At 71.2% G+C, this 17,736-nt stretch carries 17 protein-coding genes; 9 read left to right on the top strand and 8 right to left on the bottom strand.

The features are described from left to right. Position 1: 1 nt before the first annotated feature. Positions 2–904, bottom strand: coding sequence for an EamA family transporter (locus K1T35_RS04380; RefSeq protein ID WP_220258903.1), 903 nt, complete (start codon positions 902–904; stop codon positions 2–4). Between the two features lie 109 nt (positions 905–1,013). Between K1T35_RS04380 and K1T35_RS04375 the strand changes: the two genes are divergently transcribed. Beyond that, positions 1,014–1,634 (top strand): helix-turn-helix domain-containing protein, encoded by a 621-nt coding sequence (locus tag K1T35_RS04375; RefSeq protein ID WP_220258902.1) that lies wholly within the window; start codon positions 1,014–1,016, stop codon positions 1,632–1,634. Here K1T35_RS04375 and K1T35_RS04370 read toward each other — a convergent pair. Beyond that, a complete protein-coding gene (locus tag K1T35_RS04370; protein WP_220258901.1) occupies positions 1,631–2,197 on the bottom strand; it encodes a hypothetical protein in 567 nt (188 codons plus the stop codon). The genes K1T35_RS04375 and K1T35_RS04370 overlap by 4 nt on opposite strands. Before the next feature lie 97 nt (positions 2,198–2,294). Next, positions 2,295–3,080, bottom strand: coding sequence for a TetR/AcrR family transcriptional regulator (locus tag K1T35_RS04365; RefSeq protein WP_220258900.1), 786 nt, complete (start codon positions 3,078–3,080; stop codon positions 2,295–2,297). A gap of 45 nt (positions 3,081–3,125) precedes the next feature. On the opposite strand from K1T35_RS04365, the gene K1T35_RS04360 reads away from it, so the two are divergent. Continuing rightward, positions 3,126–3,854 carry a VOC family protein gene (locus tag K1T35_RS04360; RefSeq protein ID WP_220258899.1) on the top strand — a complete coding sequence of 243 codons (729 nt, stop codon included), beginning with the start codon at positions 3,126–3,128 and terminating at the stop codon, positions 3,852–3,854. A gap of 110 nt (positions 3,855–3,964) precedes the next feature. Here the strand turns inward: K1T35_RS04360 and K1T35_RS04355 are convergent, their stop codons facing one another. Further along, positions 3,965–4,393 carry a MarR family winged helix-turn-helix transcriptional regulator gene (locus tag K1T35_RS04355; RefSeq protein WP_220258898.1) on the bottom strand — a complete coding sequence of 143 codons (429 nt, stop codon included), beginning with the start codon at positions 4,391–4,393 and terminating at the stop codon, positions 3,965–3,967. An 80-nt stretch (positions 4,394–4,473) separates the two neighbouring features. Between K1T35_RS04355 and K1T35_RS04350 the strand changes: the two genes are divergently transcribed. Beyond that, on the top strand, positions 4,474–5,343 hold the full coding sequence (locus tag K1T35_RS04350; RefSeq protein WP_220258897.1) for an MBL fold metallo-hydrolase: 870 nt from the start codon (positions 4,474–4,476) through the stop codon (positions 5,341–5,343). Positions 5,344–5,379: 36 nt separating this feature from the next. Here K1T35_RS04350 and K1T35_RS49600 read toward each other — a convergent pair whose 3' ends face one another. The 3 genes from K1T35_RS49600 to K1T35_RS04335 are packed head-to-tail and all read right to left on the bottom strand — an operon-like array spanning position 5,380 to position 9,502. Further along, positions 5,380–7,305, bottom strand: a complete 1,926-nt coding sequence (locus K1T35_RS49600; protein WP_220258896.1) for a right-handed parallel beta-helix repeat-containing protein — start codon at positions 7,303–7,305, stop codon at positions 5,380–5,382. Continuing rightward, complete coding sequence (locus K1T35_RS04340; protein WP_220258895.1) at positions 7,302–8,543, bottom strand: glycosyltransferase; 1,242 nt, start codon at positions 8,541–8,543, stop codon at positions 7,302–7,304. The genes K1T35_RS49600 and K1T35_RS04340 overlap by 4 nt, the downstream gene beginning before the upstream one ends. After that, entirely contained in the window at positions 8,540–9,502 is a 963-nt protein-coding gene (locus K1T35_RS04335; RefSeq protein WP_220258894.1) for a 2-dehydropantoate 2-reductase N-terminal domain-containing protein, read from the bottom strand. Before K1T35_RS04335 ends, K1T35_RS04340 begins: the two co-directional genes overlap by 4 nt. Before the next feature lie 302 nt (positions 9,503–9,804). Between K1T35_RS04335 and K1T35_RS04330 the strand changes: the two genes are divergently transcribed. From K1T35_RS04330 to K1T35_RS04310, 5 genes are all read left to right on the top strand, one after another. Continuing rightward, positions 9,805–10,329, top strand: a complete 525-nt coding sequence (locus tag K1T35_RS04330) for a MarR family winged helix-turn-helix transcriptional regulator (RefSeq protein WP_220258893.1) — start codon at positions 9,805–9,807, stop codon at positions 10,327–10,329. A gap of 175 nt (positions 10,330–10,504) precedes the next feature. Further along, positions 10,505–11,050, top strand: coding sequence for a hypothetical protein (locus K1T35_RS04325; RefSeq protein WP_220258892.1), 546 nt, complete (start codon positions 10,505–10,507; stop codon positions 11,048–11,050). A 13-nt stretch (positions 11,051–11,063) separates the two neighbouring features. Next, complete coding sequence (locus tag K1T35_RS04320) at positions 11,064–12,128, top strand: amidoligase family protein (protein WP_220258891.1); 1,065 nt, start codon at positions 11,064–11,066, stop codon at positions 12,126–12,128. After that, a complete protein-coding gene (locus K1T35_RS04315; protein WP_220258890.1) occupies positions 12,125–12,643 on the top strand; it encodes a sigma-70 family RNA polymerase sigma factor in 519 nt (172 codons plus the stop codon). The genes K1T35_RS04320 and K1T35_RS04315 overlap by 4 nt, the downstream gene beginning before the upstream one ends. Further along, entirely contained in the window at positions 12,640–13,224 is a 585-nt protein-coding gene (locus K1T35_RS04310; protein WP_220258889.1) for a hypothetical protein, read from the top strand. Before K1T35_RS04315 ends, K1T35_RS04310 begins: the two co-directional genes overlap by 4 nt. A 16-nt stretch (positions 13,225–13,240) precedes the next feature. Here K1T35_RS04310 and K1T35_RS04305 read toward each other — a convergent pair whose 3' ends face one another. Next, positions 13,241–14,464 carry a cytochrome P450 gene (locus K1T35_RS04305; protein WP_220258888.1) on the bottom strand — a complete coding sequence of 408 codons (1,224 nt, stop codon included), beginning with the start codon at positions 14,462–14,464 and terminating at the stop codon, positions 13,241–13,243. 120 nt (positions 14,465–14,584) lie between these two features. On the opposite strand from K1T35_RS04305, the gene K1T35_RS04300 reads away from it, so the two are divergent. Continuing rightward, positions 14,585–17,734, top strand: coding sequence for a BTAD domain-containing putative transcriptional regulator (locus K1T35_RS04300; protein ID WP_220258887.1), 3,150 nt, complete (start codon positions 14,585–14,587; stop codon positions 17,732–17,734). The last annotated feature ends 2 nt before the right edge of the window (positions 17,735–17,736 follow it).

The raw sequence follows: 17,736 nt of genomic DNA, 5'->3' as shown, positions 1-17,736 counted from the left end.
GTCACGACGCGGCCAGCAAGGCGCTCGCGGTCAGGGCGAGGCCTGCGCTCAGCAGCTGGGTGCGGGTGAGGCGCTCGCCGAGCACGACGCGGGCCAGCAGCACGACCACCACGGGGTAGAGCGACACCACCACGGCGCTGATCCCCAGTTCGCCGAGGCGCGTGGCCACGAGGAACAGCACGTTCGCGAGGGTGTCGAACACGCCGCTCACCACCATGAGCAGCAGCGGGCCACGTGCGCCGAGGCGGTCGTCTCCCCGTGCCGGGATGCTGGACTCGCCAGTGGCCGGTGCGAGGGTCGCGGCCCGCGTGCGGGTGGGCAGGGGCAGGTGGTGCCGGAGGACGAGGCCGGTGAGCAGCGCCACCGAGGCGATCCGGCCGGCGAGCAGTGGCCACAGCCCCGAGTCGTCCGGCGCGGCGTCGATCCCGACGAAGAACATGCCGAAACCCACTCCCGCGGCCAGGCCCAGCAGCACGCCGGTGCTGGCGGCCCGGTCGTTCCGGGTGCCCGTGGTGGCCAGCAGGATCGCCACGAGCGCGACGGCAACGGCGAGCACAGCCACCGGCCCGAGCCGCTCCCCGCCCACGAGCCCCACCGCGAGCGGGAGCCCCGCGCTGACCACCGCCGACAGCGGGGCGACCACGCCCATCGGCCCGACGGCGAGCGCCTTGAGGTACAGCAGCAGGCCGGACACCCCGGCGAGGCCCGCGAGCGCACCGACCCCGAACGCGGCGGGCGACGGCCGCCCCGTGACGAGCCCGATCACGAGCAGCAGGCTCAGCAGCCCAGCGGCCTGCGCGACGACCGTGACGACGAGCACCGATGCTCGTCGCGCCGCCAGCCCGCCTGCGAAGTCGGCGATGCCGTACGTGACGGCGGCGGGCAGGGCGAACGGGACGGACATGAGACCTCAGTTCAATGGATCAAACCCTGAAGGACAGCAGAGTGGACGCTAGCCGAAGGCAGCGCTGAAGTACAACGAACTATTCCCTGGGGTACGGCAGACTGTCCCCATGCAGTCCTCGGAGGACGTGGCCACGGCCGTCGGCCGCAACGTGCGTGCACTGCGCCAACAGCGGCGGATGACGATCGACGCGCTGGCCACCGCGGCAGGCGTGAGCCGCGGCACCGTCATCCAGATCGAGACCTCGCGCGGCAACCCGAGCATCGCCACCCTCGCCGCGCTCGCCGCCGCCTTGCGCGTCGGCGTCACCTCGCTCATCGAGGACGCGAGCGAGCCGCGCGTCACCGTCCGTCGCGCCGCGGAGGCCGCCACGCTGTGGAGCAGCGCGGCAGGCAGCAACGCGGTGTTCCGGATCGGCACCGACCCGCCGGACGTCGTCGAGCTGTGGGACTGGACGCTGCAGCCCGGCGACGGCTTCGACGGCGAGGCCCACCCGATGGGCACGCAGGAGGTGCTCTCGGTGCTGTCGGGCCGGCTGGGCCTGCGCGTCGGCGCCACCGAACAGCACCTGGACACCGGCGACACCGTGCTGTTCCAGGCCCACGCGCCGCACCGCTACTCGGGCATCGGCGACGGGCCCGTCCGGTTCGTCATGGTGGTGCTGCAGCCCGGCGACGCCGGCCTCGTGCCCCCGACCAGCATCGCCGAGGCCGAGTTGCCGCTCTCTTAACAGGTGTCAGCGCGAAGCGGGCGGTAGACGGGGTCGACGGCGAGGGTGACGGCCTCGACCTCGGACCGGTAGACACACGGACCCGTGCGCACCTCGACCGTGTCGCCGTCGACGAACCGGATGTCGGACGGGGGCACCCCGGACTCGACGCCCTGGTAGACCACGGTCTCCTGCTCGAACATCCCGCCCCCCGAGCGGACCACGACGGCGTAGATGGGCCGGGCGGCCGGAGGCGCCGCCTCGACGACCACGAGTCGCCGCCCGCCGTCCGCCACCTCCGATACGGTGCGGTTCTCGACCGTCACCCGCGTCGCCACCATCACGATCCCGATCCAGCCGAGCGCGGCGAGCCCGCCGATGGCCAGCACGATCAGCCGCAGCACGCCGCGCGGCGCGAGCACCGAGAACGCCGCCGTGGCGAGCAGGACGGCCAGCAGCACCGCGGACGCGGTGAACCACCGGATGTGACGCAGGTGGAACGGGTCGGCGAGGGCCACGCCTGCCACCACGATGACGATCACGGCGCAGGCCGCGAGGACGAGGGCACTGCGCACTCTCCGCACGCGGGCATCCTGCCGTGCTCCGAGCGAGAACGCCGAACACGAGTGCGGTGCGCCGATGCGGCGGCAGTTACGGCGGACCGAGCGGCTCGGTCGCGCGCTAGGTGCGAGCAGATGTGCCGTTCGCTCCACCGATGCGGGCGCCTACCGCGTCGAGCACGAGTTCGAGCCCGTAGGCGAACCGGTCGAGCGCGCGCTGCAGCGTGTACGGCAGCGTGGTGTCCGACACCCCGAAGGCCCCCGCCGCCTCCAGCGCGGCGAGGCGCGGGAAGCGCCCGTCCATGCGTTCGGCCAGCAGCGGGGCGCGACCCTCCCACCACTCGTCGTCGCTGCTCCCGGTGGCGACGGGCGCCTGTTCGGCCTCGACCACCGCGGCACCCGCGCCGCGGGTGTGCGCCTCGACCGCCGCGACACAGCCCGCGATCTCGATCCCCGCGAGCCCCGTTCCGTCGAGCAGGGCAAGGGCGGCGTCGTAGCGGGCGATGACGTGCGGCCCGAAGACGGTGCGCGAGGTCGCGACCTGCAGCAGCCAGGGATGCGCCCGGTACGCGGCGAGGTCGGTGCTCGCCATGTCGCGCAGCCCGGCGCGCCATCCGGCGTCCGCGACGGGCAGGGGCTGCGTGGCCGCGACGCGGTCGACCATCAGCTCCAGCAGCTCGGCCTTTCCCGGCACGTACGTGTACAGGGTCGCGGGGCCGATCCCGAGCGCCTGCGCGAGCGCGCGCATCGACAGGGCCGCCGGGCCCGCCCGGTCGGCCTCGGCGATCGCGGCGTCGACGAGCCGCGGGAGCTCGAAGCGCTGCCGGGGCCCGCGCCGGGGTGCTGGCACGCCCTCCCAGAGCAGCGCCATCGTGCGCGCGGGATCGCCGCGCCCCGCGAACTCCATGCAATTCTCCTACCGCTGATACTCCGAACACCGTACGGTGTTGTCGTGCCCTCCGCGACGGTGATCCCCGCCCTGCCCTGCCGCGCCCTCGACGATTCCCTGCCCTTCTACCGCGCCCTCGGGTTCGAGGTGCCCTACCGCCAGGAGCGGCCCAACCCCTACGCCGTCGTCCGCCGGCAGGACATCGAGCTGCACCTCTTCGGGGTCCCCGAGTTCGAACCCGCCGAGTCGATGCACACCGTGATCGTGCTCGTTCCCGACACCGGAGCCCTGCACGCGGCGTTCGCGGCGGGCCTGCGCGAGGCGTTCGGGAAGGTGCCCGTGTCCGGCATCCCGCGGATGACGCGGCCGCGTCGGATGCAGGGCACCCGCGGCGGCTTCATGGTGGTCGATCCGGGTGGGAACTGGCTGCGGATCAGCCGGCAGCGCACCGAGTCCGACGCAGACCTCGACGGTGGGCCACAGGACAGGCCGACCGAGGAAGAAGGCCGATTGGCCCGGGTCGTCGCCGCGGCGGCGCGCCAGGCCGACTCGCACGGGGATGACGCGGCCGGGATCCGGATGCTCGAGATCGGCCTCACCCGCCACTCCGACGCCCCACCCGTCCAACGGGTTCCGGCACTCGTCTACCTCGCCGAACTGCACGTCCGCACCGGCGACCGCGACGCCGCGGCCGCGGTGCTCGCGCAGATCGAAGCGCTGGAGCTGTCCGCGGCGGACCGCGCGACCCTCTCCGCCGATCTCGCGGTCGCCGCCGAGCTGCTGAACAGCTGACACCACTCCGGATCTATCGCCTCCGCGGCGATCACGCGCGGCATGATCAGGCCGAACTCTTCAGGTAGCAAATCACGATCCGGATCGTGGTACCTGAGTCCGGGTTGACGTCAAGTGCTGTGCGAGACGGCCCGCTGCAGCAAGTCGTGCAGCACCGCCTGCTCCTTCTGGGTCAGGCCGGCGAGGGGCGACTCCTCGCCGAGCAACTCGAGGAGCCGCACCCGGAGCTCGATACCGGCGGGGGTGAGGATCAGCCGCTTGGCGCGGCGATCGGAGGGATGGGGACGACGTTCGAGCAGCCCCTGGCCCTCGAGCCGGTCGACCACGACCGTGGCGTTCGACGGCTCACAGTCCATCCGGTCGGCGAGCTCGGACATGGTCATCGGCCCCGTCAGCTCGCGCAGCGCGGTGGCCTGGGCGGCGGTGAGCCCCAGCTTCACCGCGCGCTCCCGGACGTGCGCGCTGATCCGGCCGGCCAGCCCGTTCACCAGCCCGCAGAGCTGCCGCTCTGCGACGGCCTGCGCATCCGGAGTGGTCACCTGCCCAGGCTAGCAGCGGTCCATCAAGCCATGATATTTATGATCTGAATCTTTCAAATCATAACTAGACGGGGTGGGACATGGACGAGCGGCTCCGGCGACCGGCAGGCATCCGGTCGCTGTCACTGGGCGACACCAGGGTGAGCTACGTGCCGGACGGTGCGGTTCAGCTCGACCCGCGCGCGTGGCTGCCGGACACCACCGACGAGGTCTGGGCCGAGCACCCCGAGTACCTCGACGATTCGGGAAACCTCGTGGCCAGCATCGGTGGGTTGCTGGTGGAACACGGCGACCGCGCGCTGCTGATCGATGCCGGGTTCGGCCCGCAGTCGGTGCCGGCACATCCGGGCAACGCGCACGGGGCCATCCACGGCGGGGCACTGCTGGACAGCCTCGCCGCGCTCGGCCGCGATCCCGCGGCGATCGAAGCGGTTGCGATCACCCACCTGCACACCGACCACGTCGGCTGGGCATGGCAGCCCACCCCGGGGAGCGATTCGCGGGTGTTCGGCGACGCCGACTACCGGATCTCGGAACCCGAGTGGACGCAGCGGCATCTCGCCGAGGCGCAGGGCACCTCCCGCGAGATCCTCGAGACGCTGCGGCCGCACGTGCGCACCGCGACCGACGGCGAGGAAATCTTCCCGGGCGTTCGGGTCATGCTCACCCCCGGGCACACGGCAGGGCACGCCACCTACGTGATCAACGGGGGCGAGCGCCGGTTGATCGCCTTCGGCGACGCCTTCCACTCCCCGATCCAGATGGAACACCCGGAGTGGTGGGCTGCGCCCGACCACGACCGCGGACGGTCCACCGACTTCCGCCGCGCCCTCGTCGAGGAGCTCACCACGCCGGGCACGATCGGTTTCGGCATCCACTTCGCGGACGTGCAGTTCGGTCACGTCCACGCAGACGGCGAGCGGCCGGGGTGGCGCCCGGTCGACGACTGAGCACCTCCCCGCCGCACGAACCAGCGCGGCGCCGGCTCAGTTCGCCACCCGCAGCGTGGGTGCTCCGGGTCGGGCCCTGCCCCTGATGCGTCGCTGCCGGAAGCTGTGGACCTCCTCCAGCACGATGGCCAGCAGGATCAGGGGGATTCCGATCACGCCGATGACGTTCAGCGGCGGCAGGCTCAGGTCGTTGACGCCCGCGAGGTCGACCTCACCGCGCACCGACTCGAGGGCGTGCACCTGTGAGTCGGCGAGGAGGAACGGGCTCCCCGTTGCGGCGTTGACGCCGATCTCCTGCGTGTCGATGGCGACGTCGGTGACCTGCACGAGGTCGGGCGAGCTGGAGCGGATTCCCGCCTCGGCCGCGTTGATCGTCGTGCCGGAGATCGTGGTGGCGGCTTCGGCGTCGATGCCGGTGGCGCCGCCGGTGATCAGGCCACCGACGATCCGGGTCCCGGCACTGGCGGTGCGGATCGCGTCGGATTCGACGTTGTCGGCGACCAGCTCGGTGATGACGATGCCGGTGGTGTCGGGCTTGGCGACCACGCCGTCGCGGGCGTTGGCCACGGTCAGGTTGGTGAGCGCGGCGTCGCGGGCACCGCGTTCGATCCGCACACCGGTGTCGGTGTCGCGGATCTGCACCCCTTCGAGGGTGGCCTGCTGGCCGCCGATGGATACACCGGCCACCAGCGCACCCTGGAAGGTGGAGTCGGTGATGCGCAGCCCGTGGGTGCTCTTCTCCATCGACACGCCCCAACGGCCGTCCGTGGTACGGACGCGGTCGAGCGTGATCCCGCTGCTGCCGATGTGGGCGAACACACCGACGCGCTGGTCGGTCGCCGTGAAGTCGGTGACGACGACGTCGCTGCTGCCGCTCAGCTGGAGCCCGCCGTCCTGGTCGCCCGCTGTGGTGACGGCAGTGATGCGGGCGCCGGACTGCCCCTTGACCGCGAGGCCGAAGCCGCCGTTGCCCGACGTCGCGATACCGGTGATCGGGCGGCCCGAGCTCTGGCCCGCGACCAGGACCCCGTCGCCGCCGTTGCGTTCGGCGCGGATCCCGCTCAGCGCGGTGGCCCGGTCGCCGGAGAGGACGAGACCGTCCTCGCCCGACTCGGTGACCGACACGTCCGTGAGGTGCACACCGTCCGAGCGCTGCAGCTTCAGCCCGGTGCTGCCGCGCAGCATCGAGGTGCGCGTCAGGAAGCCGGTGCTGCCGGGGTTGAACAGCACCGCGGGGCGGCCGTCGTCGTCGGCGGCGGATGGAGCGCCGAGGTCGCTGATCGTGAGGTCGGCGCCCTCCAGCCGGCCGCCGGAGGAGGCGACGATGGACGGCCTGCCGGCCGCGGTGGCCGGGACGGGCTGGCCGGTGGCCGGGTCGACGGAGGTGACGGTGATGCCGGCGAGCGTGAGCGCGCCCCCGCCGGTGTGGATCGACGCGGCGTCGGCCGGGGTGGCCCCGCCGGCCAGTTGCAGGGTGCGCATGCCGTCGCCGCCGGTGACGCCGAGCGTCGTGCCCCGGGTCAGGACGACGGTCGCCGACAGGGTCGCGACGCCGTCGCCGACGGTCAGCCAGCTCGCGGGCAGGTAGCGGTCGAGCTCGGCCAGGGTCACCGCGGTGCCCGCGAACGCGACGCGACGGCTCACCCGCCCGTCGACGACCACGTCGAGGGTGGTGGGTCGCACAGTCACCATCCGGCTCGGCCGGCCCCGCGACACCCACGACGCCGGGCCGTCCGCCTGCGAGGTCACGCTCGGCGCGAGCAGCGGCTGCGGCGCCGCCTCGTCGACGGGGATCTCCTCCGCGGGATCTTCATGGGGCGGGAGCGCCGCGGCCTGCACCGTGGGCCCGGCCGGCTCGGCGAGCCGCCAGACGGTCGCGACCCCGGCGACCAGGCTGATCCCGACGACCAGCGTGAGAGCGACGACGCCTCTGGCGCGTCGACCCTTCCGGGCGGCGCTCATGCCGCAATCCTTTCGCGCTCGGCGTGCTGGTCCGGAATCACGACGGCGAGGTCCACTGTCCCGGTCCGGACGACATGGCCGTTCTCGACGGCGACCTGGCGGGTGCCCCAACGCTGGGTTCGGATGGTCACGAGGGCGTACATCTTGATGAGGGCCATGACCCAGGACACGGCGACGTAGCCGAGGACGAAGAAGAGTGAGGACGGGCGCCTGCGGATGTGCGGCAGGAGCTTGGCGGCGCGGCTGAGCTGCCACCAGGCGACCAGCACCAGGGAGAAGATCCAGTTCCCGCTGACGAGGGAGTAGACGAGGAAGCCGGGGCCCAGCAGCAGGGTGAAGCCGGACAGGCCCTTGTCGATCATCGTGTAGGCGAGGAAGGGGTGGCGCCACACCCACGGCTTGGACAGGGCGCGCAGGTCGGATCGCCATGTGTTGCGGGCCCAGCGCAGCCGCTGGCGGAAGAACACCTTCCACCGGGTGGGGAAGGTCGACCACACCTCTGCGGTGCGCTGCATGTAGGTCAGGTAGCCGCGTTCCAGGGTGAGCGTCGTGAGCCGCTTGTCGTCACCGGACAGGGCCTGCACGCCCCAGAACGTCTCGTTCATGAACTCGTCCTCGATCTCGACGAGGACGTGGCGGCGGTAGACGGCCGTGCGCCCGGACAGGCAGGACACGGCCCTGCCGAGCCGGGACTGGCTGGCGTTCTCGTCGAAGTAGCGGTGATCGAGGAACATGTCGGTGATCCGCGCGAGGAACCCGCTGGTGCCGTAGACGGACTGGCGGGTGCCGACCCCGCCGATGCGGGGATCGGCGAACGGCTTGCGCACCTCGTCGGCGACGTCCGGGGCCCAGATGGTGTCCGAGTCCACCAGGGCGACGAGCTCGGTCCGGGCCGCCCGCCAGCCCCGCCGGAGGGCGTCCCGCTTGCCAGGGACGTCGGTGATGATCACCTCGACGGGATACCCGGCGGCGACGTCCTGACAGGTGGTGTCGGAAACGTCCACCACAAGGATGATCTGGTCGACGCGGTTGGCCAGCCACGACTCGATCGCGGTGGCCAGTATCTCGGGGTCCTCCTGGTACACCGGGACGACGATCGCCAGCGATGCGTCGTGGTCGCCGGCGATCGGCTTGTACAGCACGGCGGGGACCCGGCGGATCAGCCAGGTCCCCCACCGGATCAGCCCGAGCACACCCAACGGGGTGCCGAGCACGTAGTAGAACAGCGGCAGGTTCATGCCGGTTCGCTCACCGCTTGCTGCTGCACTCCGCGGGCGGCCTCACGCAGCTGCGAGTGGGTGGCGGCGAGGTCGGTGATGTCGGCCTCGTGGTCGACGATCTCGGCCAGGCGGTCGTTGACCTCCACCACGGCGGACAGCAGCGGCATGTCGACGTCGACGGTCTTGGCGAACCCGAGGAAGCCCTGGGTGTCCTTGGGCAGGCACACGCCGCCGTAGGGGGCGCCGCCGCGGATGCCGTACTCGGGGTTGATCGAGCCCTCTGCCGAGCGGGCCACGGTGGCGGCGATCGGGTCCAGGTCGAGGCCGAGCTTCTGGGCGACCAGCCACATCTCGTTCCAGAAGCTGATCTTGGTGGCGTTGAAGATGTTGTGCGCTGCCTTGACGAACTCGGCCTCGGCCGGGTTGGTGAAGGTGCGCAGCTCGCCACCGAAGGGTGCGAGCAGCTCGCGCAGCCGCTCGACGTTCTGCGGGTCGCGGCTGGCGATGATCGTCATCCACGGGTGGGCGAAGTCCTCTGCCGCGGAGACCGCGCGCAGGAACTCGGGGTTGGACGCGAGCCCGAAGCCCTCGTTGGCCACCATCCCGGAGTTCTCCTCCAGGGTGGTCTTGACCAAGCCCTCGGTGGTGCCGGGGGAAACGGTGGAGCGCACCACGACGGTGTGCCGTGCGGTGGACAGGGCGAGGGCCTTGCCCACAGAGGCGGTACCGGCGGTGAACGCCGACAGGTCGTAGCGGTGCCCGTCGTTCGGCGTGGGCAGGGTCAGGAAGATGAACGACTCCGGCTCGCCGGACAGGTCGATCTCGGTACGCACATCCAGGCCGCGCGCGGCCAGCTCGGCCACCCGCGGCGCCGAGACGTCGATGAACGTCACCTTGTGACCTGCGGCGAGGAAGCCCTCGCCCGTGGCGGCACCGACCACACCAGAACCGACGATGAAGATCCGCGAAGACTCCACAGGAAACCTCTCACATGACTTGGACGCCGGCTCACGGAGGAGCCGGACGATGACTGGAAGGAACATGAAGCTTCAGTCAGCTACAACTGACCGGGCGACTCTCCGTCGAGTCACTGGGATGGCTGAAATCGGGCGGCGAGGCCCTACCGGACGACGTGCATGAGACCGGTCCCCCGCGCCGTTACTTCAACCATGTAGCTTCAACGCTCAAGCAAAGCTAGCGGTTACGCGATCAAGGCGGCAAGTCGGGTGTGCGGTCAGTCACTTCAACCATGAAGTAAAGTCCGGCTAGACTCCGCCGAGTGGAGACCACCGAGCGGACCTGGCTGACCGAAGAGGAGCTACCGATCTGGCTCGTGCTCGTCGGCCTGATGATCAAGCTGCCGGCGGCGCTCAACGACCAACTCCAGCGCGACGCGGGGATGAACCACTTCGAGTACTGGGCACTCATGGCGCTGGCCCTGCACGAAGGCCACTCGATGCGGATGAGCGAGCTCGCGGTGCTCACCAACGGCTCGCTGTCGCGGCTGTCTCAGGTGATCTCCCGCATGGAGAAGCGCGGCTGGGTACGCCGCGCACCCGACCCCACCGACGGCCGCTGCACCCTCGCCATCCTCACCGGGGACGGCTGGGAGAAGTTCGTCGGCTCCTTCGAGGCGCACTCGGAGGAGATCCGGCGCCTCGTCTTCGACCCGTTGACCAAGGCGCAGACGCGGCAGCTCAGCGAGATCGGCCACCGCATCCTCCGGACCATCGACCCGAGCAAGCCGGACCGCCCACCCGGGTTCAACGCGGAGCTCGACGGCTTCTGCCCGAACGCCTGCTGACCCCTCGCCTCCACCGACCGGCGGTGACAGGGCGCCATACCGCAGCCGGGCAGCAGATCCGGCGCCGTGATCACCTCGGTGATCCACATCACTTCACTAAGGAGCAGCCAACCCCTCGCGCTTCACGAGATGTCAGCGCCGGCACGGCGGCGACAGCGACTGTGAGGAGTGAGGGATGGATCATCGCGAACCGGTGGAGCAGAGGCGGTCTACATGGCAGGGCCGGTTCCGCCGCCCGGCTGTGGTGTTCGGGCTGATCGGGCTGCCGATCGCGGGTTCGGTGCTCATGGCCCCTGCGGCCGCCAACGCCGATGTCCCGGCGATCGAGCCCGTCGTGGAGCACCTCGCATTCGGGGCCAGTGCCGCCCAGGTCCCCGATGCCACCGCGGCGCAGGCGTACGCCGATGCGGGCTACACGTACGAGGACGCGGTCGCGCTGTCCCGGAGCTGGGGTGTGCCCGACGTCTCCCAGACCAAGGTCAAGGCCGGTTCGTTCCTGGTGGAGGGGACGCCGCTCGCCGCGACTCCGTACGCGAACCCGTCCGCCGCCGACGGCCTCTCCGACACCCAGCTGGCCCAGCTGTTCGTCGACACGGGATACACAGCCGAGGACGCCGCGGTGCTCGCGCAGAACTGGGGTGTGGATCCGGCCCTCGCGAAGGTCAAGGCCGGCCGCGAACTCAAGACCGTCGGGGTGCTCCCGTTCGTCGACGCTTCCTGAGGGGAACCGCTGCGTGCTCCACGAGCTGGAGTCCCGGGTCGGCTTCGAGATCGAGCTGCTCGCTCCGCGCGGGGCGAGCAGGGCAGATCTGGCGCACGCGGTCGCGGTCGCGGTGGGGGGCGAGGTCGCACTCGCCTTCCACCGCGACAGCGAGCCGTCGGCGGTACCCGGCATGGGGGCCTTCCGCCACCTGACACCGGGGTTCGACGTGCTGGACGCCGCGGGCCGCCCGGTGTGCTCCGTCGTCGACGACGTCACCATCGTTGCCGACCTGGACGTCCGGGCCGCCCCGCTGCCGGGTTGGCACCGGATCGTCACCGACGACGCGCGCCTGCTCAACCTGCTCGCGCAGGTGTGCGACCCGGCCGCCCCCGTCGATGAGGTGCTGGCACCCGTGGCCGCGCTGTTCGGGACCGAGGTGACGTGCGCCCGCGGTTCGATCTACAAGGTCACCGATCGGGACGACGCCAGCATCGCGATGGCGGCACCGCTGCCGGGCGAACGCCACCGCCCCGCGGAGATCATCACCACGCCGCTGGAGCACGAACACGGCGACGCGCTGGAGCGGATCCTGCGCCCGGCCGGTGAGCTCGGGTTCACGGTTCCGGTGGAGGCGGCGGTGCACCTGCACTTCGACGCGGCACCGTTCCGGACGCCGCAGGCGTTCGCGAACGTCGTCGAGCTGTTCTCGAAGTGGGGTGAGCCGCTACGCGCATTGCTGGGCACGAACCCGGCGTGCCGCAGGCTCGGCCCACCGCCACCTGCCCTCGTCGAGCTGGTCGGCACACTGCGGGACCTGGGCTCGTGGGACGACGTGCGCAACGCCGTCACGGCCGTCGAGCTCAGCAAGTACTGCGACGTCAACCTGCTGCACGTGATCCGCGAGCCGATGATCAAGGACACCCTGGAGGTCCGTATCCTGCCCGGGGCCGCCGACGCCGCCCAGATCATGTCGCAAGCGGCACTCGTCGAGGGGCTGCTGCAGCGGTGCCTGGCACGCGATCGGTTCCCGGAGCCGGCGGGAAGCGTCCGGCACGATCTCCGCACCCTGGCCCGGTGGGGCCGTAAGGAGTGGTGACCGTCGATCTCGAAACGGTCGTGTGGCTGGACTTCGCCCCCTGGTACGAGTCCGTTGCGGACGGGGTGACCCGCCGGGTGTCCGCCGCGGTGGGCGACCCGCTCCTCGGGCGGGAGGCCGCCGCGGAGGCGTTCGCCCGCGCCTACGAGCGGTGGCCCCGGGTGGCGATCATGGACTCGCCGGAGGGCTGGGTGTACCGCGTGGCGGTCAACATCTGCCGCCGCAGCTGGCGCCACCGCATGCTGGAGAGCCGCGCCCTCGCACGGATGCTCCCCGTGACGTTCGTGGACATCGGCGACCACCACCACGACGACGTGTACCGGGCGTGCCGCAGGCTACCTCCGCGGATGCGCACCGCGATCCGCCTCCGCTACTGGGACGACCTCACCGAACACCAGGTGGCCGAACGGATGGGCATCTCACAGGGCACGGTATCCGCGCTGCTCAGCACCGGCCGCGCCCGGCTGCGACGCGCGCTGGGCAGCGACCCCACCGGACCGGGAGGCCACCGATGAACGACCCGCGGCCCCCTCTCCCGCTCTCCGACGTGCTCGACATCGTCGAGCGGCGCAGGCGGCGGCGTGCGAGGGCCCAGACAGCGGCCGGATCCACGCTCGGCATCGCGGCCGCGGGAATCGCCAGCCTGATCGTCGTGACCCTGCAGCCCGACCGCGATGCCGTCCCCGCCGCGCCCCGCCCGTCTGCAGCGTCAGCCATGGCCACCCCGACGCCCGATCCACCCGCGCCGTCGGCGCCACCCCCTCTCGATCCGGTGTACGGCACCCCCGACTACCTCACCTCGGTCGCCGACTCCGTGGTGACCGGGACCGGTCGTCGGCACGATCGCCAGCTCGCGGACGCCGAAGCGCTGGCCGACGCATGGGGCCTCGACCTCTACCCGGACGCGAAGGCCATCGTCGGAAAGGCCGACGTCGTCGGCGTCGACATCGCTCCCCGCGACCCGGACGGCGACGAGGAACTGGTGAGCCGCTACGAGCGGGCGGGCCTCACCGACGAGGACGCCGCCGAACTGGCACAGACCTGGACGGTCGACCCCAGGACGGCGAAGCTCTTCGCGGCCCTCCTGCTCGATTGAGTGGGCGCACGAACAGCTAGGCCGTTTCCGTCCAGCGGACCGGCAGCGTGTGGACGCCGTAGATGTTCATGTCGGTCTTGAGTTTCACCTCACCCGCGGGGATGGCGAGCTCGAGCGTCGGGAAGCGACGCAGCAGCCCGTCGAATCCGGCGCGCATCTCGATCCGGGCCAGTTGCTGGCCGAGGCATTGGTGGACGCCGTGCCCGAAGGACAGGTGACCGCGGGCCTTGCGGTGGATGTCCAGGGTGTCGGGGTTGTCGAAGCGCTGCGGGTCGTGGTTGCCGGCCAGCAACGAGACGACGACCGTCGACCCCTCGCTGATCGTTTCGCCGCCGACCTCGATGTCCTCCGTGGCATAGCGGTAGAAGACATCGGCGATGGCCAGGTAGCGCAACATCTCCTCGACGGCATCGGGCAGCAGGTGCGGGTTGGCGCGCAGTTCGGCCAGCTGCTCGGGGTGCTCCAGGAGCGCGAAGGTGCCCAGTGCCAGCATGTTGGCGGTGGTCTCGTGGCCCGCGAGCAGGAGCAGGAAGGCGACGCCGATCAGCTCCTCAACCGTGACGTCGTCATCGCGGGCGAGGTCGGACAGGATGTCCTCGCCCGGTTCGGCGCGTTTACGCATGACCAGTTCGGCCAGGTACGTGGTCATTCCGCCGTAGGCGGCCATCTTCTCCTCGAGCGTCACGTCCTTCTCCAGGAACTTGGCCGAGTTGACCTGGAAGTTCGCCCGGTCCGCGTAGGGGACGCCGAGCAGCTCGCAGATCACCAGCGACGGCACCGGCAGCGCGAACTCCGCGACCAGGTCGACCGGGGGCGTGAGGCGCGCCAGCTCGTCCAGTTGCCGCTCGACGATCTCGGTGATGTGCTCCTCGAGCATCCGCATGCGCTTGACGGTGAAGGCGCCGGTGAGCTTGCGGCGCAGCCGCGTGTGATCCGGCGGGTCCATGCTGATGAACAGGCCCGGCACCTGCGGCGACGGCTCGGTGGGTGCGGGCATGCCGGGGGTCTCGTAGGGCAGGTGGAGGATGCCGATGTCCTGGCGGGAGCTGAACCGGGTGTCGGCCATGACCTGGCGGACCGCGTCGTAGCCGGTGACCAGCCAGCCCTCGTGACCGTCGGGGAAGATCAGGGGGCTGACCGGGCGGGCCTCGCGCAACCGGCTGATCCGGCGAGGGGGATCGAAGGGGCTCGCGTCGCGCTCCATGGGAAGGCCGTGCGGGATGGGCACCGTCTGGGTCATCGGATTTCCTTTCGTGGCCGTTGTTGCCGCCACGATCACCGCAGGGCCTGACACGGCGCTGACACGGCCCGGACACCAGCAGCCGGAGACCTACCGATCTCCCATGGCAAGCTCGGCCAGGTGCAGATCGGGGTGCTCGGGCCGTTCGAGGCCCGCACGGACGACGGTGTCGTCGCCGACGTGCCGGGCACCCGGTTGCGCGCGCTGTTGATCGCCCTCGCGCTCAGACCGGGCCATGCCGTCCCGAAGGCGGCGCTCGTCGACTGGATTTGGGGTGAGCGCCCGCCGGCCGAAGCGGCGAATGCCTTGCAGCGCCTGGTATCCCGCCTCCGGAAGGCGCTGCCGGATGGGGTGGTCGAGGGGCGGAGGGACGGCTACCGGTTGAGGGTGGAACCCGACGCCGTCGACGCCGTGCGGTTCGAACGCCTCGTCGGCCAGGCCCGCGACGGCGCGGATCCGCAGCGGCTACGGCGGCTTCGCGAGGCCCTCGCATTGTGGCGCGGCGCGGCCATGCAGGACGTCGGCTCGCCGGAGAGTGCGGCGTTCGAGGCTGCGGTCACCCGGCTCGAGGGGCTACGCCTGACCGCCATGGAGGATCGGTTCGACGCGGAGATCAGCCTCGGCCATGGCGCGGATCTCGTCGCCGAGCTGACCGACGTGGTGGCCGCGCATCCGCTGCGGGAGCGACTCGTCGCCGCATTGATGCGTGCGCTCGTCGCGACGGGTCGCGACGCCGAGGCGCTGCTCGTGTACGAGCGCACGAGGGAAGCGCTGGCCACCGCGCTCGGCATCGACCCCGCACCGGAGCTGTCCGCGTTGCACGTCGCGCTGCTGCGGGGTGAGCTGGGGCGGCGGGAGGAGTCCCGGAAGACCAACCTGCGGGCCGAGCTGACCAGCTTCGTCGGCAAGGGCGGCGATGTCGCCGTCGTCCGCGAACTCGTCACCGGACATCGACTCACCAGCCTGGTCGGGCCGGGTGGCTCGGGGAAGACCCGGCTGGCCGCGGAGACCACGCGCACGCTGCTCGGCGACCTGCCGGACGGGGCCTGGCTGGTCGAACTCGCGGCCATCGGTTCCGACGGGGATGTGGCGCACGCGGCGCTCTCGGCTCTCGGCATGCGAGATGCGCTGCTCGGCGACGCACCGAACGCGCCGCCGATCGACCGGGTCATCACCGCTCTCCGCGAGCGGGAGGCGCTGCTGATCCTGGACAACTGCGAGCACGTGATCGAGTCCGCGGCGGCATTCACCCATCGGGTGCTCGGAGAGTGCCCGAGGCTTCGGGTCCTCGCGACGAGCAGGGAGCCCCTCGGCATCATCGGTGAGACGCTGTGGCCGGTCGTGCCGTTGGTCCTGCCCGCGGAGGACGCCGACGCCGCCGAGATCGAGTCCGCTCCGGCCGTCCGGTTGCTGCAGGACCGAGCCTGTGCGGTGCGCACGGACATCAGGGCCGACGCGCGCACGTTGTCGACGATGGCGCGCATCTGCCGGGCGCTGGACGGTATGCCACTGGCGATCGAACTCGCCGCGGCCAGGTTGCGCACGATGTCCGTCGATCAGCTCGCCAACCGGCTCGACGACCGGTTCCGCCTGCTGACCGGCGGCAGCCGCACGGCGCTGCCACGGCACAGGACACTGCGTGCGGTGATCGACTGGAGCTGGGAGCTGCTCACCGACCCCGAACGGATGGTGCTGCGCAGGCTCTCGGTGTTCTCCGGTGGCGCGAGCCTCGAAGCGGCCGAGCGGGTCTGCGCGGAGGGCGGGAACGACGCAACGATCGAAACCGGTCAGGTGCTCGAGCTGCTGACCGCCCTGACCGAGAAATCGCTGGTGCTCGCCGAGAGCGACGGGGCGCCGCGCTACCGGATGCTCGGCACGATCAAGGAGTACGCCGAGCAGCGTCTGGCGGAGGCGGCGGAATCGGATCTGGCGCGGCGCGCGCATCTCGCGTATTTCACCGAACTCGCCGAATCCGCGGAGCCGCATCTTCGCCGCGCCGAGCAGTTGGAATGGCTCGCCACGCTCGAAGCCGAGCACGACAACATCCGCGCCGCGATGCGCGGTGCGCTCGCGGCCGGCGATGCGCAGTGGGCGATGCGTCTCGCGGTGACCGCCTGCTGGTACTGGTGGTTCGGCGGGCACAAGGCCGAGGGCAACGAACTGATCATGGCGGCGGCCGGCACGCCCGGCGAGGTGGCCGACGAGGTCCGGGCGAAGGCCTATGCGTTCGTCTCCTTCTTCGGGACCTCCGGGCGGAGTGACCCGTACGAGGCGGAGGAGTGGATCCACAAGGCGTGCGAATTCGGCCGGCGCAGTCGGAGCCGGCACCCCCTGATCGGGCTCGTCGCCGCGCTGGAACGCATGTTGCAGGGGCCGCACGCGTTGCTGTCCGCGTTCGAACCGCTGCTCGCCGACGAGGATCCCTGGGTACGGGCCATCGCCCGGCTCCAACTCGGCAAGATGCGGATCCTCGTCGGCCATGACGAGCGGAACGCGGACGCGTACCTCGAGACCGCGCTCGCCGAGTTCCGCGCGATCGGCGAACGGTGGGGGGTTTCGTTCGCCTTGACGGAGCTGGCGAACCGGATCGCCATGCGCGGCGAGTTCGCAGGCGCGTGCGAGTACTACGCGCAGGCGATCGCGGTGGTCACCGAGGTCGGTGCCGTCGAGGATGTCGTGACGATGCGGTCACGGCAGGCCCAGTTGTACTGGCTCTCGGGGGATGAGGAGTCGAGCGCGGCCGCCATGGCAGAGGCGCAGCGGTACGCGGAACGGGTTGCGTGGCCGAACACGCTGGCCGAGCTGGCCCTTGCGAAGGCGGAGCTCGCGCGCTGGAACGGCGATGCCGAGCAGGCACGCCGGCAGCTCCGCGTCGCGACCGACGTCCTTGGCGACGCCGCGGAGCGTTCACACGTCCGCGCGACCACCCATGACCTGCTCGGCTACCTCGCCGAGGATCTCGACGAAGCGGTGAAGCACCGCATCGCCGCCTTCGAGGCGGCATCCGAGACGGAGTACCCACCTCTGATCGCGCAGGTGCTCGCCGGGATCGCGGACCTGGCGCTGCGGAACGAGCAGTACGAGCAGGCCGCCCGGCTGCTCGCGGCGAGCGCGTGCGTACGCGGTCAGCCGGACCGTTCGCAACCGGATGCGGCCCGGATCGAGCGGGCCGTGCGGCGCCACCTCGGTGACACGCGGTTCGCCCAGCTGACGCAGGAGGGGGCGCAGGCGAGCTGGTGCGAGCTGGCCACAGTCACGTTCGCAAGCTGAAC

The sequence above is a fragment of the Pseudonocardia sp. DSM 110487 genome, from assembly GCF_019468565.1.
GTDB lineage: Bacteria > Actinomycetota > Actinomycetes > Mycobacteriales > Pseudonocardiaceae > Pseudonocardia.
Note: the sequence above shows the minus strand (reverse complement) of the source record. Positions and strands in the feature narration are given on the sequence as shown.

Bases quoted from the DNA above. Each gene is read 5' to 3' on its own strand.
- K1T35_RS04380 (WP_220258903.1), bottom strand. From the start codon at position 904: ATGTCCGTCCCGTTCGCCCTGCCCGCCGCCGTCACGTACGGCATCGCC.
- K1T35_RS04375 (WP_220258902.1), top strand. From the start codon at position 1,014: ATGCAGTCCTCGGAGGACGTGGCCACGGCCGTCGGCCGCAACGTGCGT.
- K1T35_RS04365 (WP_220258900.1), bottom strand. From the start codon at position 3,080: ATGGAGTTCGCGGGGCGCGGCGATCCCGCGCGCACGATGGCGCTGCTC.
- K1T35_RS04350 (WP_220258897.1), top strand. From the start codon at position 4,474: ATGGACGAGCGGCTCCGGCGACCGGCAGGCATCCGGTCGCTGTCACTG.
- K1T35_RS49600 (WP_220258896.1), bottom strand. From the start codon at position 7,305: ATGAGCGCCGCCCGGAAGGGTCGACGCGCCAGAGGCGTCGTCGCTCTC.
- K1T35_RS04340 (WP_220258895.1), bottom strand. From the start codon at position 8,543: ATGAACCTGCCGCTGTTCTACTACGTGCTCGGCACCCCGTTGGGTGTG.
- K1T35_RS04325 (WP_220258892.1), top strand. From the start codon at position 10,505: ATGGATCATCGCGAACCGGTGGAGCAGAGGCGGTCTACATGGCAGGGC.
- K1T35_RS04310 (WP_220258889.1), top strand. From the start codon at position 12,640: ATGAACGACCCGCGGCCCCCTCTCCCGCTCTCCGACGTGCTCGACATC.
- K1T35_RS04305 (WP_220258888.1), bottom strand. From the start codon at position 14,464: ATGACCCAGACGGTGCCCATCCCGCACGGCCTTCCCATGGAGCGCGAC.